General features: G+C 70.0%; 12 protein-coding genes. 7 read left to right on the top strand and 5 right to left on the bottom strand.

All coding sequences use genetic code 11. The features are described 5' to 3' along the window. Positions 1–23 precede the first annotated feature (23 nt). Entirely contained in the window at positions 24–2,525 is a 2,502-nt protein-coding gene (locus F0U63_RS45005; protein WP_395840975.1) for a discoidin domain-containing protein, read from the top strand. A gap of 85 nt (positions 2,526–2,610) precedes the next feature. On the opposite strand, the gene F0U63_RS45000 is transcribed toward F0U63_RS45005, so the two are convergent. Then, on the bottom strand, positions 2,611–3,252 hold the full coding sequence (locus F0U63_RS45000) for a hypothetical protein (RefSeq protein WP_395840973.1): 642 nt from the start codon (positions 3,250–3,252) through the stop codon (positions 2,611–2,613). Between the two features lie 72 nt (positions 3,253–3,324). On the opposite strand from F0U63_RS45000, the gene bcp reads away from it, so the two are divergent. The 4 genes from bcp to F0U63_RS44980 all read left to right on the top strand — a co-directional run bounded on the left by bcp (position 3,325) and on the right by F0U63_RS44980 (position 6,636). After that, positions 3,325–3,864 (top strand): thioredoxin-dependent thiol peroxidase, encoded by a 540-nt coding sequence (bcp, locus tag F0U63_RS44995; RefSeq protein WP_395840971.1) that lies wholly within the window; start codon positions 3,325–3,327, stop codon positions 3,862–3,864. 76 nt (positions 3,865–3,940) lie between these two features. Further along, complete coding sequence (locus F0U63_RS44990) at positions 3,941–5,560, top strand: sigma 54-interacting transcriptional regulator (RefSeq protein WP_395840968.1); 1,620 nt, start codon at positions 3,941–3,943, stop codon at positions 5,558–5,560. A gap of 99 nt (positions 5,561–5,659) precedes the next feature. Continuing rightward, positions 5,660–5,995: a hypothetical protein gene (locus F0U63_RS44985; RefSeq protein WP_395840965.1), complete on the top strand. Its 336-nt coding sequence runs from the start codon at positions 5,660–5,662 to the stop codon at positions 5,993–5,995. A gap of 206 nt (positions 5,996–6,201) precedes the next feature. Further along, the gene (locus F0U63_RS44980) at positions 6,202–6,636 is read left to right on the top strand and encodes a hypothetical protein (RefSeq protein WP_395840962.1); all 435 of its coding nucleotides are present in this window, start codon (positions 6,202–6,204) and stop codon (positions 6,634–6,636) included. Positions 6,637–6,674: 38 nt separating this feature from the next. Here the strand turns inward: F0U63_RS44980 and F0U63_RS44975 are convergent, their stop codons facing one another. Then, positions 6,675–10,310 (bottom strand): protein kinase, encoded by a 3,636-nt coding sequence (locus tag F0U63_RS44975; RefSeq protein WP_395840960.1) that lies wholly within the window; start codon positions 10,308–10,310, stop codon positions 6,675–6,677. Between the two features lie 49 nt (positions 10,311–10,359). Continuing rightward, positions 10,360–11,076, bottom strand: a complete 717-nt coding sequence (locus tag F0U63_RS44970) for a hypothetical protein (RefSeq protein ID WP_395840957.1) — start codon at positions 11,074–11,076, stop codon at positions 10,360–10,362. Between the two features lie 213 nt (positions 11,077–11,289). Here F0U63_RS44970 and F0U63_RS44965 point away from each other — a divergent pair, with 213 nt between their 5' ends. Together F0U63_RS44965 and F0U63_RS44960 are read left to right on the top strand one after the other, a co-directional pair. Then, positions 11,290–11,841 carry a hypothetical protein gene (locus F0U63_RS44965; protein ID WP_395840954.1) on the top strand — a complete coding sequence of 184 codons (552 nt, stop codon included), beginning with the start codon at positions 11,290–11,292 and terminating at the stop codon, positions 11,839–11,841. Positions 11,842–12,031: 190 nt separating this feature from the next. Further along, a complete protein-coding gene (locus F0U63_RS44960; protein WP_395840952.1) occupies positions 12,032–12,487 on the top strand; it encodes a hypothetical protein in 456 nt (151 codons plus the stop codon). A 55-nt stretch (positions 12,488–12,542) separates the two neighbouring features. Here F0U63_RS44960 and nagZ read toward each other — a convergent pair whose 3' ends face one another. Together nagZ and F0U63_RS44950 are read right to left on the bottom strand one after the other, a co-directional pair. Next, positions 12,543–13,658, bottom strand: a complete 1,116-nt coding sequence (gene nagZ / locus F0U63_RS44955) for a beta-N-acetylhexosaminidase (RefSeq protein ID WP_395840949.1) — start codon at positions 13,656–13,658, stop codon at positions 12,543–12,545. Positions 13,659–13,814: 156 nt separating this feature from the next. Then, positions 13,815–14,597, bottom strand: coding sequence for an Rpn family recombination-promoting nuclease/putative transposase (locus tag F0U63_RS44950; RefSeq protein WP_395840947.1), 783 nt, complete (start codon positions 14,595–14,597; stop codon positions 13,815–13,817). Positions 14,598–14,859 lie beyond the last annotated feature (262 nt).

Genomic DNA, 14,859 nt, shown 5'->3' with positions numbered 1-14,859 from the left:
GTCCGTCAGTCCCCCCCCCCTTCATGGGAGTAGATGAAGTGATCAGAAGACTCGCATCAACGATTTCCGTATCGGCCGCCGTCGCGGGGTTGTGCTCGGTCATTCCTGGGGTCGCGCTGGCGGTGCCGGTCTCCCAGGCAAACACAACCATCTTTGGCCCCCGGGTCTATGTGTTCGACACGACCATGCCGGCCGCCGACATCTCGAGCCTCGCCAACTCCGTGTTCACCAGGCAGGAGGCCAATCAGTTCGGCGAGGACCGCTATGCGCTGCTCTTCAAGCCCGGCTCCTATGGTGTCGACTTCAAGGTGGGCTTCTATACCCAGGTCGCCGGTCTGGGTCAGAGCCCCGATGACGTGAACATCAACGGGGGCGTGAACGTCAACGCCCAGTGGATGCCCAACGCCAACGCCACCTGCAACTTCTGGCGGGCGCTGGAGAACTTCGCGGTCACCCCGTCCAACGGTCAGACGCGCATCGCCGTGTCGCAGGCGGCCCCGCTGCGGCGTCTGCACATCAAGGGTGAGCTGCACCTGTTCGACTTCGACTCGAACTGGAACGCGGGTTGGGCCAGCGGCGGCTTCCTCGCGGACTCCGTGGTGGACGGTCAGGTCGTTCCCGCGTCGCAGCAGCAATGGCTGTCGCGCAACAGCAAGTGGGCGAAATGGGGCAACGCGGTGTGGAACATGGTCTTCGTGGGCGTGAACAACGCGCCGACGGGCCAGTTCCCCGAGCCGCCCTACACGGTCGTCGAGAAGACGCCCATCATCCGGGAGAAGCCCTACCTCTACGTCACCAGCGCCGGCCAGTACGCCGTGTTCGTCCCGGCCCTGCAGACGAATACCCAGGGCGTGAGCTGGGCGAACGGCCCCACGCCGGGACAGTCCATCGGCATCGATCAGTTCTACATCGCGCGTCCGGAGACGGACAGCGCCGCGAGCCTCAACAGCGCGCTGAGCCAGGGCAAGCACCTGCTGTTCACCCCGGGCATCTACCGGCTGAACGACTCGCTGAAGGTCAACAACGCCAACACCATCATCCTCGGCATCGGCCTGCCCACGCTCATCCCCACCAGCGGCCTGCCCAGCATCGCGGTCGCCGACGTGGACGGCGTGAAGATCGGTGGTCTGCTCCTCGAGGCCGGCACGGTCAACTCCGCCTCCATCCTGGAGGTCGGTCCCACGGGCAGCTCGAGGGACCACTCGGCCAACCCCACCTTCCTCTATGACCTGACCGTGCGCACCGGTGGCGCGTTCGCCGGCCGCAACGACGTGGGCATCAAGATCAACAGCCACAACGTCGTGGGCGATCAGCTCTGGCTGTGGCGCGCGGACCACGGCGAGGGCGCCGCGTGGACGACCAACCCCACCAAGAACGGACTGGTCGTCAACGGCAACAACGTCACCATCTACGGCCTGTTCAACGAGCACCACAACGAGTACCAGACGCTGTGGAACGGCAACGGCGGCCGGGTGTACTTCTACCAGTCCGAGATTCCCTATGACGTGCCCAACCAGGGCTCGTGGCTGAGCAAGAATGGCACGGTGAACGGCTACGCCTCGTACAAGGTCGCCGATACCGTCACCACCCACGAGGCGTGGGGCCTGGGCGTGTACTCCTTCTTCCGCGACGCGGCCGTGAAGTCGGAGAACGCCATCGAGGCGCCCAACGTCCAGGGCGTCAAGTTCCACCACCTGACGACCATCTGGCTCAACGGCACGGCCGGCAGTGAAATCACCCACGTCATCAACGGCCAGGGTGGCCGCGTCTACGCCAACTCCCCCGCCGAGGCCATGCGGCAGACCATCTCCGAGTACGCGGGCACGGGCACGCCTCCGACGGGCGACACCCAGGCGCCCACCGTTCCGGCCAGCCTGAAGGTCGCCTCGTCGACGAGCAGCCAGATCTCCCTGAGCTGGACCGCCTCGACGGACAACGTGGGCGTCGCCGCCTATGACGTCTACCGCTTCGGCGTCCTCATCGGCTCCTCGACCACGACCTCGTACACCGACTCCGGTCTGTCGGCCTCGACGGCCTACAGCTACACGGTGAAGGCGCGGGACGCGGCCGGCAACGCCTCGGCGGCGAGCAACACCGTCAGCGTCACCACGCCCCCGGGCGGCTCCACGGGCACGGCGCTGTCGCGGACCGGCTGGACGGCCACCTCGTCGCCCACGAGCAGCGAGCCCGCGTCGGCCCTGCTGGATGGCAGCCTGTCCACGCGCTGGACCACGGGCGCGCCCATGGCCAATGGCCAGTCGCTGACCGTGGACATGCAGTCGGCGAAGACCTTCACCAAGATCGTGATGGACTCCACCGGCAGCAACTCGGACTACGCCCGCGGCTACGAGGTCTTCGTGTCGAACGATGGCACGAACTGGGGCAGCGCGATCGCCACCGGCACGGGCACCGGGCCGGTCATCACCGTCACCTTCACGGCCCGCACCGCCCGTTACATCAAGGTGGTGCAGACCGGCACGAACTCGAGCTGGTGGTCCATGCGCGAGTTCAACGTGTACAACTAGGCGGCGCCCCGAGCCCCCCTCGAAGTGAAACGGCCTTGCTCCGGGAGTCCCAGGAGCAAGGCCGTTGTTCGTTGGGGGGGAAAGCTCAGAAGCGGTCGACGATCCAGAACAGGCCGAGCGCGGCGGAGCCGGCGGCCACGACGCGCTGGATGCGCTCGGCCAGGGACGAGCCCACGCGGGAGAGCCCCTCGGCGAAGAGCAGGCCCACCGCGCCCATGCCCAGGAGGATGCCGAACGCGAAGCCCGGCAGGAAGGTCCACCCGGCCGTGCGCATGCTGCCGCCCACCAGCAGGGGAGGCAGGGCGAGCAGGAGCGCGCGCACGCCGCTGAAGGCCATGAGGGCACCCGCGGTGGTGCTCACCTGATCGTGGATGTGCGAGTGCGGCTCGTGCGTATGGCCCGGCAGGTGGGGGTGGCCGTGGCGCAGCACGTTGGGGAAGAGGAACGCGGCAACGGCGAGCGCCACCAGCACCGCGCCACCGAAGATCTCCGCCCAGCGCTCGAAGGTCTCCGACAGACCCACCCCCGCCAGCAGGCAGAAGGTGGCCACCGAGCCGAGCACCGCGGCGTGGCCGACGGCGAAGCGCAGCGCGACGAGCAGGGTGGCGCGGCGGCGCGCCGGACCGAGCGTGCCGAGGGTTGCCATGGCGGCGCAGTGATCCGGCCCCACCGCGTGGAGCAGGCCCTGGCCGAGACCGTAGACGAAGGCGAAGAGAAGGGGCGGCACGGGGGTCCACCCTAGCCGCCGGGCGGTCCCAGGCCAAGGGGATGCGCGGTCATGCTATTCAGGCGTCCACTCATGCCCATTCCCCAGACCGGCGCTCCCGCTCCCGACTTCCACCTCCAGGACCAGGACGGTCACGACGTGTCGCTCTCGCGGCTGCGGGGCCGGCACGTGGTGCTCTACTTCTATCCCAAGGACAACACTCCGGGCTGTACGCAGGAGGCGTGCGACTTCCGGGACGAGCACTCGGCGCTGACGGCCGCGGGGGCCGTGGTGCTGGGCGTGTCGCCGGATGGCGCCGCGAGTCATCAGAAGTTCGCCGCGAAGTTCTCCCTGCCCTTCCCCCTGCTCGTGGACACGGACCACCAGGTCTGCGACGCCTATGGGGTGTGGGGCGAGAAGTCGCTGTATGGCCGCAAGTTCCAGGGCGTCACGCGCGCCACCTTCCTCATCGATCCCGAGGGGCGGGTGGCCCGTGTCTGGCCCAAGGTGAAGGTCGCGGGCCATGTGCGGGAGGTGCTCCAGGCACTCGAGGGAGGGCCCGAGCCGGAGGCCGCTCAAGCACCCGCGCGCAAGAAGGCGGCGGTGAAGAAGTCTCCCGCGAGCCGCCGTTAGCCTCTTTCATCCGGGGAGCACACACGAGGGCGTTAGACTCTCCCCGGATTCCCAGGGCCCTTCCGAGCGTACCTTCATGAAGGACAAGCCGTTCATCGACATCTCCACGGCCGCCACCCCCCGCCGCGAGCGCGAGGTGGCCGCGCGGCCCGTACCCGCCCTCACCATCGTCGCCCATCCCATGCCCCACCGCGCGGGGGAGCGGCTGTTGCTCGAGGAGGTGGCCACCGGCGGCTCGGTGCTGGTGTCGCGCGTGGGTCCGGACTTCGCCCTGCCGGGCGCCACGCTGGGCATGCCGCTGGCCGACACGTTCCTGAGCCGCAAGCCCCTGGTGTTCGAGTCCGCGGGCCCGGGCCGTGTCCGGCTGCGCATGCAGGAGGGCGGCACCCAGGTGTGGGTGGAGGACGAGCCGCTCACCGGGGCACGTGAGTTCGGTCCCGAGGCGCTCGCCGTGGGGGTCCCGCTCGTGCTCGCCGAGCGCGTCGTGCTGCTGCTGCACCAGGCGCTCTCCTCGGAGCCGGTGGTCCAGGACTCGCTGGGCATGGTGGGGCACGGACCGGGCACGCGCCGGGTGCGCGAGGACGTCATCCGTGTGGCGGACCTGAACGTGCCCGTGCTCATCCGCGGGGAGACGGGCTCGGGCAAGGAGCTGGTCGCGCGGGCCATCCACCAGCGCAGCGCGCGCCGGGCCAGGCCCTTCATCAGCGTCAACCTGGGGGCCATTCCCAAGGAGCTGGCCGCCGCCGAGCTGTTCGGCGCGCGGCGGGGGGCCTACACGGGGGCCACCCAGGATCGCGAGGGCTTCTTCCGCGCCGCCCATGGGGGCACGCTCTTCCTGGACGAGGTGGGCGAGGCGCAGCCCGAGGTCCAGGTGATGTTGCTGCGCGCCCTGGAGACGGGCGAGGTGTACCCGGTGGGCGGGCACGCGCCCGTGGCCGTCGACGTGCGGCTGATCACCGCCACGGACGCGGACCTGGAGGCGCGCATCCGCCAGGGCGCCTTCAAGGCGCCGCTGCTGCACCGGCTGGCGGGGTACGAAATCCAGGTGCCACCCCTGCGCGAGCGCCGCGAGGACATCGGCGTGCTCCTGTACCACTTCGCCCGGCAGGAGATGGAGGCGCTGGGGGAGGCCCAGCGGCTGGACTCCGCCGCCGCCCAGGCCGAGCCCTGGCTGCCGTCCGCGCTGGCTGTCCGGCTCGTGCGCTTCCCCTGGCCCGGCAACGTGCGGCAGTTGCGCAACTTCACGCGCCAGCTCGTCATCGGCAGCCGGGGGCAGGGGGGGTTGAAGGCGAGTCCACGCCTGGAGCAGGAGCTGGACTCCTTCGATACGCCCCGGCCCGCGCACCCGGGCGGGTCCGCGGGGGAGCGGCCCGCCGTGGAGTCCCCCCCGCGCGAGCCCTCGGGGGCCCGGCGCAAGCCCTCCGACGTGACGGACGCGGAGTTGCTGGAGGCCCTGCGCGCCAGCGCCTGGGACATCAAGGGCGCCGCCGAGCGGCTGGGCATCACCCGGCCCTCGCTCTACATGCTCATCGACAAGAGCCCCAGCCTGCGCACCGCGGGGGACCTGAGCGTGGAGGAGATCTCCACCTGCTTCCGCGAGTGCGGGGGCGACCTGGACGCCATGGTGCGGCGGCTCGAGGTGTCCAAGCGAGGGCTCCAGCGCCGCATCCGGGAACTGGGGCTGGACGATGCCTGAGTTCGGTCACCCGGGAGCGGCGTCGGCCTGTTCTCGGAGGGTGCCCGCGCCTCATTTCTTGTCCTGGCTCGAGCTGGGATGACACAGGAGCAGACACGCATGGCTCAGCTGACCGTCTTCATCGGCACCGCCTCCCAGGCCACCTACAGCCGTACTCCGCCCGTGGTCAGACCGGGCGACTCCGTGCTCTTCATCCTGCAGAACAGGACGGACACCGTCACGGTGGAGTTCGACTCGGGCTCGCCCTTCCGGCAGAAGACCTTCGTGCTCGCGGGCGCCCATTCGCTCACGGCCCAGCAGACGAAGACCGTCGTGGCGGGTGCCTCGGGGACGTACCGGTTCCAGGCGGTGCCGGGCGGCGATGATGGGCTGCTTCGCGATCCGCCGGGAGCGGTCCTCGGAGACGTGAAGGTCAATCCCGAGTCTGCGCGGTAAGGAGACCTGTCCCGTCGGAGGCGGGACATGGGCCTTGGCCGTGTGACGCTGTCATGTCAGTGACGTGTCAGTTCATGCCGTGGACATGTCCGTTCGAGAGAGAGTCCTCGGACTGTGTCTAGGACGCCGCTCGAGCTCTCCTGGTACGGTGTCTGCATTCCAGCGTGTATCCCCTCCAGGGCTGGAAGGAACAGAGACCGATACTCATGACCACACAGAACATCTCCATTGGCGCCACCCAGCCGACGTACGACCCCCCGGCTCCTCCCCCCGCCAACCCCACGGCCGTCGCCATGCCCGAACTCACGCCGGGCGAGACCGTGGTATTCGCCCTGGACCTGAAACAGAGAAAAGACACCGTCACGGTGACGCTCACCCCGAGCTGGCCCTTCGAGGAGAAGGCCTCCGACGCGGGGGTGAACGTCTTCACGCTCAATGGCTCCAGTGAGCAGACCGCCAGCAGGACGCTGACCGTCAAGTCCGACGCCTCTGGAAGATACCAGTTCGTCGCCGAGCCCGTGTCCGTGCCCGGGGGGGGGACGAAAATCGGGGGCGAGGATCCCACCCAGCCAGGAACGGTGGCCGGGGATATCGATATCACGCCACCAACGACGCCGCCGCGCGACCCGAAACCTGTCTGAGCATTCGCGTCGCGTGACGTCAGCGATTCCCGGGCCACTCAGCGCGCACCGCGCGGGGGGGCCCATTCCGGGGAGAGGTTGGGGTTGAGGGAGAGCGCCAGAGCCAACTCCTCGCGAGCCTCGCTCCCTCGCGCTTCGCGCTCCTGGGGGGACTCGAGCCTCCTGGCGAGTGTCAGCATCAGGTGAGCGCGTACCGCATGGACCTGGGCCTGCTGGGGATGAGCGGCCAGCACCTCATCCAACCGCCGCAGTCCCTCGCGCAGCACCGGTAGGGGGTCTCCTCCCGTGCGCGCCAGCCACGCCGCCCACTCCTGGCTCAACAGCCCCGTGGCCAGCAGGGAGTCCTGTTGCCACTCGGGGTTCTCGTCGATGGCTTGTTGGAAGAAGCGCGCGGCCTGTTCGAAGTCCGTGCCTCGCGCCTGTCCCCTCCGTGCGAGCCACCGGGCTCGCACCGCCTGGACCTCGCCCTGGTAGTGCAGCGCGTAGCCCATCCGGGGATGGAGCTCGAGCGCTTGCTTCAGCGCCTCCGACGCCCGGTCGAGCGAGGGGCTCGGATCCTTCCCCTGCTCCAGCGCCCAGAGGGCCTGGGTGTGGTGGACCTTGGCCAGGTTGGCTTGGAACTGGGCCTGCTTGGGAATGCGCTCGAGGGCGAGGGCATAGTTCTCCAGGGCCGCCTTGACGCTGGCGGAGGGGTCCTCGCCCCGTCGGCGCAGGAAGAGCGCCCGGTAGGCGTGCACCTCGCCCAGGTTGTTGTAGGCGAAGCCCTGCTGGGGGGCCTGGGTCCGCGCCTGCTCGAGGGCCGCCTGGGCCTCGTCGAGCAGGGGAAAGGCGTTGCCTCCCTTCTCCCAGGTCCGCTCCGCCCGTAACAGCAGCGCGCCGCCCAGGGCGTTGTGCAATTGGACGAGCCTGGTGTTGATGGCCAGTCCCTGGCGATAGAGCGCGATGGCTCGTTCCAACTCCTGGTCTGGCGCGGTGTCGCCGCCGCGGTTGTACATCCGCCGGGCCCGCCATTCGTGTACCTGCGCCCCGTAATAGTAGGGGACGGGGTTGCCGGCATCGATGCTTCGCGAGCGCTCGAGCGCCTCGCGCGCCCGCTCCAGGTCGCCATCCGCGTCCACGGCCCGGTCATGGGTGGCCCGCTTGAAGTATGCCGTCCCGAGATTGACCCAACCCTCCTGCCGGTTGGCGTCGAGCGTGGTGGCCGCGAGGAATGCCTGGATCGCCCGGTCCCGGTGGCCCAGGGAGTCGCCTCCGCTCTGGTCCTCGTAGTCGGCCCAGACCTTGAAGATCTGGCCGAGCTCGACCTGGAGCGTGTAGTCACGCACCGCCACCCGCTCGAAGGCCTCCACGGCCTGACGCAGTTGTTCGCGGGGGTCCTCCCCATGCTCCTGCCGGTAGCGGGCCCACAGCCGCAGGATGTAGCCGAGTGCCTCCTGGGCCCGGTTGTTCCCGGGCGCGAGCGAGAGGGCCGTGCGCGCGGCGGCGAGCCCTTCTTCCAGCAGGGGTATCACCTCGCCGCCTTTCTGCATGCGGAACTCGGCCATCCGGAACAGGAAGAGGGCACGTTGCACCTGGGACGTGCTGTCCTCCGGGTCGGCGGTGAGTGCGTGGGCGAGCGCTTCCATGCCCCGCTCGTAGTGCGGTTGGATCTCTCCCGGGCCGTAGAGTTCCAGGATCAGTGAGCCCAGGTGCAACCACGCCAGGGAGCGGTGCACGGCGGGATCGCTCTCGCCGATGGCGGCGGCGGTGGTGTACGCCCCGTGGGCGGCCTCGAGATCGGCCCGTGCTCCGGCGCGGTCGCCCTGGTTGCGCCGCTGGATGGCCCGGGCCTCCAGGATGTTGCCGCGCAGCAGGGGCGCCTCGTGGAACCACGGGTGGGAGGTGCCCATGGTCTCCAGTTCCTTCAGCGCCTGCTCGTGCCGTCCCTCGTGGAAGGCCAGGAGCGCCGCCACGTAGTGAGGCGAGGGCGCCTCGGTGCCCTGACTCTGCTTGAGGTAGGCGAGGGCGGGGTCGCGGTAGCGCTGCTCGAGCTCCCGCCGGCGGGCCTCGCGCTGGACGCTGTCCTTCATCCACTTCACTTCCCGCAACTGCTCCTGGTAGAGCTGGCCCAGCGCGAGCGCGAGCGCGTAGGCCACCCGTGCCTCGTGGTAGCCGCCCTTCCAGGCGGATTCGAGCCGCGTGAGGGCACCCTCGGGGTCCCCCAGCGCGAGCAGCGTGCGTCCCACGGCGTAGTGGCCGGGAGCCTGGGCCGCCGCGCCTCCCTGGCGGATGTCCTCCTCCAGCGCCTTCATTCCTTCGCGCAGGGCGCTCCGGTCGGGGCGTGTGTCGTGCAGGGGCGAGAGCGCCGAGTAGCGCGCCTGGGCCTCCAGTCGTTCCACGCGCTCGGTGAAGCGCTGGGCCAGGCGCTCGCGCAGCGCCACCTCGCGGCGGGTGTTCGCCGCCTGTCCCAGCGCCAGGAGCACGCCCGTGAGCGCCAGCGAGCCCAGGCCCACCACCAGCCGGTGCTTGCGCAGCTTCTTGCCCAGCCGGTAGCCAGGCCCCGCGCGCCGCGCGTGCACGGGCTCTCCGGACAGGAAGCGCTCCAGGTCCTCGGCGAGCGCCCGCGCCGAGTCGTAGCGTGCCGAGCGCTCCTTCTCCAGGCACTTGAGGACGATGGCCTCCACGTCCAGGGGGATGTCGGGCTCCAACTGCCGGGGCGTGAGGGGCTCCTCGGTCTGGATGCGGTTGAGCAGCTCCAGGGCGTTGCCCGCGGAGAAGGGGGGCACGCCCGTGAGCACCTGGTAGAGCGTGGCGCCCAGGCTGTAGACGTCCACGCGCCGGTCCAACTTGCCCACCTCGCCCCGGGCCTGCTCGGGCGCCATGTAGTGCGGCGTGCCGAGCACGTCACCCGTGGCCGTGTGCTCCGCGTGCCAGTCGCGCGCCAGGCCGAAGTCCATGACATAGGGCTTGAGGCCGCCGTCCTCGGCGCGCTCGACGAGGATGTTGGAGGGCTTGAGGTCGCGGTGGATGAGGCCGGCGCGGTGGGCGGCGTGGACGCCCTCGGCCACGTCGCGCAGGACGAGCAGCTTCTGCTCCAGGGTGAGCTCGCGGGCGAGCTGGCCCAGGTGGCGCCCGTTCACGAACTGCATGGCGATGAACGCCCGGCCCTGAATCTCCCCCACCTCGTACATCTCGCACACGCGCTCGTGGTGGACGCGCGCCTGGGCACGCGCCTCGGACAGGAAGCGCTGGGCGAGATCGGGCGCGCCATCGCGCACGAACTTGAGGGCCACGTTGCGGCGCAGCCGGGGATCGTAGGCGAGGAACACCTGGCCCATGCCGCCCTGGCCGAGGAAGCGCACCGCCTGGTAGCGGTCCCAGTTGGGCAGGGGGAACACGGGCTCGGAGGACGAAGGCGAGCCAGGAGAGGAGGAGCCCGGCCGCTGGGTGGGAGGCGCCTCGGCGGGGGTGTCCTGCTCACCCGTGTCGGGCGGCTCTTCCGTCTGCTCGCGCATCGCGGAGAGGGTGTCCGGGGAGAGCAGGCCGCGCTCGAGCAGCAACTCCAGGGGGCTGCGCTCCAGGCGCAGCGCCTCCTCGCGCAGGGCTTCCACCTGGTCGCGGGTGACGATGCCCTCGACCAGCGCGCAGTGGAGTTCTTCCTCGTATCGGGCCGGAGCCGTGCTTCGTGGATTCACCCGCCGAGCATAGAGGGGGCGCCGAGCCCGGCGAAATGGGGAGGGCGTCTCAGAGGCGGCCAACGAGACCGAGCAGCACCCGGGGGGACACGTCCAGCGCCGTCGTGGTGACTCCCACGGTTCCCGTCACCACGAAGGCGGAGCCCACGCCCACTCCCGCGCCCACGTTCGCGTGCAACGCGCCTGGCTCCTCGCCGAGCGGCTTCAGGTAGTAGGCGTCGCCCTGCAACAGCAGCCGGCCGCCGAGGGGATGGTCCGCGGCGAGTCCCACGAGGTAGTCGTCCGGTGCGTTCCGGGTTGCCCGGTAGGCCACGTTGCCGTGCAGCCGCGTCTGGCCGAACTGCTTCGTCGCCAGCACGGAGGCCTCCGCGCTCACGCCCTCCTCGCCCTGGGGGCTGAACACCTCGCCGCGCAGCGCCAGTTGGGGCAGCACCCGCTGCTCCTCGACGAGCTGGCCCACGGCATGGACGCCCACCGCTCCCGTGGTGCCTTCCTGGGCTCCGGCGGGGTTGTGCACCTCCGCTCCCGCCCCCAGCTCCACCTTCCACGGCGTGCCCACCCGGAGCTGGGGATGGAGGACGAAGCCCGCCTCGCCTTCCCTCGTCCGATTGGCCACCGACACCTCGCCCAGCACCTGCCGCTCCTCCAGGGGACTCGCGTTCTGCACCACCAGCGCGTCCGTGTTGCGCAACAGCTCCAGGGTCTCCTCGGGTCCGGTCGCTCCCAGGCTGGCCATCGTCAGCAGCACCATCAGCGGTTGCGGCATTCCGTCCTCCCCCTCGCGCCGAACATGGGTTCCAGGGGGTCTTCCAGCAAGCCAGGGCCGTCATGCTCGGCTGCTCCTCGGGACGTCCGATTTCACGGAGCGTGAGCGCTTCCGGGCGGACGAGCCCACGATGTGCCCGTCCGCCAGCCGCTACCGCTCCTCCGCTCGCATGAGCATCCCTCTCTTCACGACAGGGGATGACAGGGAGGCTTCATGCGGAAGACAGGAATGACGCGGCTGCTGCTCGGTGCGCTCGCCGGGGCGGCGATGCTCGCGGGATGCGATGACAACGGACGCTCCTGGGCGATGGTGGCCCCGGACGACTACATGTCCGTCCCGGGCCACCAGGCGAACGATCCGCGCAATCGGGGTTCCACCACCGGTCTGCCCCGGCACCTGCCCGAGGCCTCTCCGGAATCGCGTGACGCGGACGTGGCGGAAGGCTCGGCGTCGGGAGGCGCGGGCATCACCCGGGCGACGTCTCCGGCCGAGCCCCAGGGCAAGCAGAACGACGAGTGGTTGAAGCAGGACTTCCGGGTGTCCTATCCGCCTCCGCCCTTCGAGGCGCGGGTGGCCCAGGAACTGGGCACGGGCAAGCCGCTCAAGGCCAACGCCCAGGGCGTCTGGGTGCAGGGCATCTACGCGGTGGAGGTGGCCTCGGGTGCCACCCAGGCCCTGGCTCCCGAGAGCGCGGGTTACCAGCCGCAGCCACGAACCCCGGGCAACTTCTCGACGCCCGACAGTGCTCCCCGCCGCGCCCACTGAGGGCCCGCCGTACGCCCGGGCGGAGTCCGTCATGGGACGTCAGGGAGGCCAGGCGGACGCGCGGGCGTCCGTCGGCCCTCCGCCCGGTGGTCTGGAATGAATCCGGTGCCCACTCTGGAAGAAGGGGCACGAGGCCGTGGCGGTGCACGCGCACGGGGTGGATCAACCACGAACGATTCCTGGAGACGACATGCGCAACAATGGCTTCAAGTGGATGGTGTGGGGAGTGCTGGCCTCGGCGGCGGCGGGAGTCGTGGGCTGCGCCAAGCTGCCGCAACAGGCGGGAAACGACACCTACCAGCCGGGGTTCACGCGAGACCCCAAGGTGTCCCTCTACAACGGCACCATCCAGCAGATTCCCACCAGCATCGATCCCCGGACTCCCGACAAGCAAGGCACGCCCAATCGCACCCTGTTGATGGATGAGGGGGAGCGCGCCCTGCGCGGACAACGGCAGTCCAAGAACGAGGAGATTGGAATGGGAGGCAGTGGTCCCGCTCCGCTCCCGGGCACGACGCCCTACCTGAATCTGGGCGCCACGGGCAGTGTGATTGCACCGACCAACCAGATGCCCGCGGCGCAAAGCCTCCCATCGGGCAGCGATCAGCCCACGCCCATCTACCCGAGCGTCCAGCTCAAGAAGTGAGAAGGGGGGCGAACACCAACTCCGGTGGGGTGCCCGCGCAGTAGCCGGCGGGCGTTCAGGACCGGCGGGACGCCAGCATCACCTCGGTGGGATCCTTCCCGCTGAAGGAGCTGGCGAGCCCGTGGGCGAGCGCGCGGTGCTCCTCGTTTCCGAGCGTGGCGAGCCGATCCTCGGGGCCATGGGCGAAGCGGGACTCGAGCCGGGCCAGGCGGCGGTGGGCCTCGGCGATGCGCTCGCGGGGAACGCGGCCGGACTCCACCGCGCGCACCAGTGCCTCGATGGCGCGGCGCTGCACGTCCGCCTGGTGGCACACGAGGAAGAGATCCACTCCGGCCAGCGTGCCCTGCACCGCGGCCTCCTCCACCGAGTAGTGGTCCGCGATGGCCTTCATCTCCAGGTCATCGCTCACCAGCACTCCGTCGAAGCCTAGCTCCTCGCGCAGCAGGCCGTTGAGCGCGCGGGGGCTCATGGTGGCGGGCACCTTCGGGTCGAGCGCGTCGAAGAGCACGTGGGCCGTCATCAGCGAGGCGAGCCCCGCCCGGGCGAAGGCGCGGAAGGGCACCAGCTCCACGCGGTGCAGACGTTCCAGGTCATGCGGCAGCCGGGGCAGGGTGAGGTGGCTGTCGGTGGTGGTGTCGCCGTGTCCCGGGAAGTGCTTGCCGCACGAGGCCACGCCGCCGGCCTCGAGTCCGCGTGCGAGGGCCACGCCCAGGCGAGCCACCTCGTCCGGATCCCGGCTGAAGCTGCGGTCGCCGATGACGGGGTTGGTGGGGTTGGTGTCCACGTCGAGCACGGGCGCGAAGTCCCAGTCGAAGCCCACCGCGCGCAGCTCGTGCGCGAGCAGCCGTCCCACGCGCTCCACCAGGGCGAGGTCCTGGCGCTGGCCCAGTTCGCGCATGGAGGGCAGGGTGGTGAAGGGCTCACCCCGGAGCCGAGCGACCCGGCCGCCCTCCTGGTCCACGGAGAGGATGAAGGGGCGGCCCGCGCGGGACTTGATGTCCCGGCACAGGGCGGCCGTCTCCTGGGCGGTGCCCACGTTGCGCTTGAAGAGGATGGCGCCGAAGAGGCCGTCGTCCATCAGCGCGGCGAAGTCGTCGTCGATGCGGGGGCCGGGAAAGCCCACCATGAAGAGCCGGGCGCAGTCCCGGTAGAGCGCGTTGGCGTTGCTCATAGGGGCCGCACTGTCTCACGCCCCCGGCTCCCTGGGCAGGGAAGAACCCGCGGCCTGTTCTCCGCTCGTCAGGGCCCGTGGGAGGGCGGACAGGGGAGCGGGCGCGGGTTCGAATCCCGCCGCTTCCTCGTCAGAGGCACGCGAGCGGAGGCCGTGTCACGAGTCCTTTCGCCGAGACGCGTGTGCCCCGCCGTCCAGCACCTCGGAGAGGGTCGTGACCTGGAGGGCCCGGTCGAACCAGCTGTCGAGCGTGTCCACGTCCGTGCAGTCGAGGATGCGCTGCCGGGCTCCTTCGTCCACGTGGATCCCTCGGATGGCGAGAATCCGCAGGATGGACTCGGCACGTCCTCGGCTCAGCCCCCGCGCCAGACCCTCTTCCCTGCCTCGCGCCAAGCCCTGCTGACGTCCCTGCTCGATGAGTTCCTCACCATAGCTTCGCATCCACTCCTCCGTGCGTTGCTCATCCAGGACTGAATGTAGCACCTGCCCCGTGCTGTCGTGGACGGCCTTGTCCCCGGTCCACAGCAGGTAACGGATGACCATCCTCAGATGTTCGGCGCCCTCTGGCGCCGCCTGCACCTGGGCGAAGAGGCCCACCCACTCCGGCAACTTGCGCGCCAGTTCCCCCGTCCGCCCATAGCGCAGCACCAACCACGCCAGCCGGACCAGCGGAGGACCCGGCCGTGCCTTCAACGCCTCTTCCCGCTCGACCGTCAGGTCATCGAGCAGGTACTCGAAGTGCGGCACCCACGCTCGCCAATACTCCCGCTCCTCCTCGTTCTTCCCTGGCAGCTCGAACAGATCCTCCACCCGCCGCGGTGCGGTCCAGGCCCCTTCCGGTCCGTGGTACATCACCAGCGGGAGGATGACTGGCAACTGGGAGCACTCCGGGTGCTCCTGACGCCAGCGCTCCACCTGGCGCACCACGTAGCGCAGCATCCTCAGCGCCATCCACCGGTCCCTCGTGAAGGCGCAAACCAATAAAACGGCCGGAGAGGGGGATGGCGTGCTCGATGGTGACATCCTCCCCCTTCACCACGATCCGCTCGACGAGCAGGCGGACGAGCCGTTGGCGTCCGGCGAAGTCGAGCGCCTCCAAGCCATCGCGCATGGCTGCCGCGAAGGCCTCGAGGTCGGCCCCCAGCCTCTTCAAGCGCGCCTCATCGGCATGCTGTGCCTGCAGGGCCATGGCTCGAGCACG

Origin of the sequence: Cystobacter fuscus (assembly GCF_044360685.1) — a bacterium.
GTDB classification, from domain to species: domain Bacteria; phylum Myxococcota; class Myxococcia; order Myxococcales; family Myxococcaceae; genus Cystobacter; species Cystobacter fuscus_C.
The sequence above is the reverse complement of the archived record's forward strand: the minus strand, read 5'-3'. Positions and strand labels throughout refer to the sequence as shown.

Coding starts and splice junctions, on each gene's coding strand:
- F0U63_RS45005 (WP_395840975.1), top strand. CDS start 24: ATGGGAGTAGATGAAGTGATCAGAAGACTCGCATCAACGATTTCCGTA.
- bcp (WP_395840971.1), top strand. CDS start 3,325: ATGCCCATTCCCCAGACCGGCGCTCCCGCTCCCGACTTCCACCTCCAG.
- F0U63_RS44990 (WP_395840968.1), top strand. CDS start 3,941: ATGAAGGACAAGCCGTTCATCGACATCTCCACGGCCGCCACCCCCCGC.
- F0U63_RS44985 (WP_395840965.1), top strand. CDS start 5,660: ATGGCTCAGCTGACCGTCTTCATCGGCACCGCCTCCCAGGCCACCTAC.
- F0U63_RS44980 (WP_395840962.1), top strand. CDS start 6,202: ATGACCACACAGAACATCTCCATTGGCGCCACCCAGCCGACGTACGAC.
- F0U63_RS44970 (WP_395840957.1), bottom strand. CDS start 11,076: ATGCCGCAACCGCTGATGGTGCTGCTGACGATGGCCAGCCTGGGAGCG.
- F0U63_RS44965 (WP_395840954.1), top strand. CDS start 11,290: ATGCGGAAGACAGGAATGACGCGGCTGCTGCTCGGTGCGCTCGCCGGG.
- F0U63_RS44960 (WP_395840952.1), top strand. CDS start 12,032: ATGCGCAACAATGGCTTCAAGTGGATGGTGTGGGGAGTGCTGGCCTCG.
- nagZ (WP_395840949.1), bottom strand. CDS start 13,658: ATGAGCAACGCCAACGCGCTCTACCGGGACTGCGCCCGGCTCTTCATG.
- F0U63_RS44950 (WP_395840947.1), bottom strand. CDS start 14,597: ATGCTGCGCTACGTGGTGCGCCAGGTGGAGCGCTGGCGTCAGGAGCAC.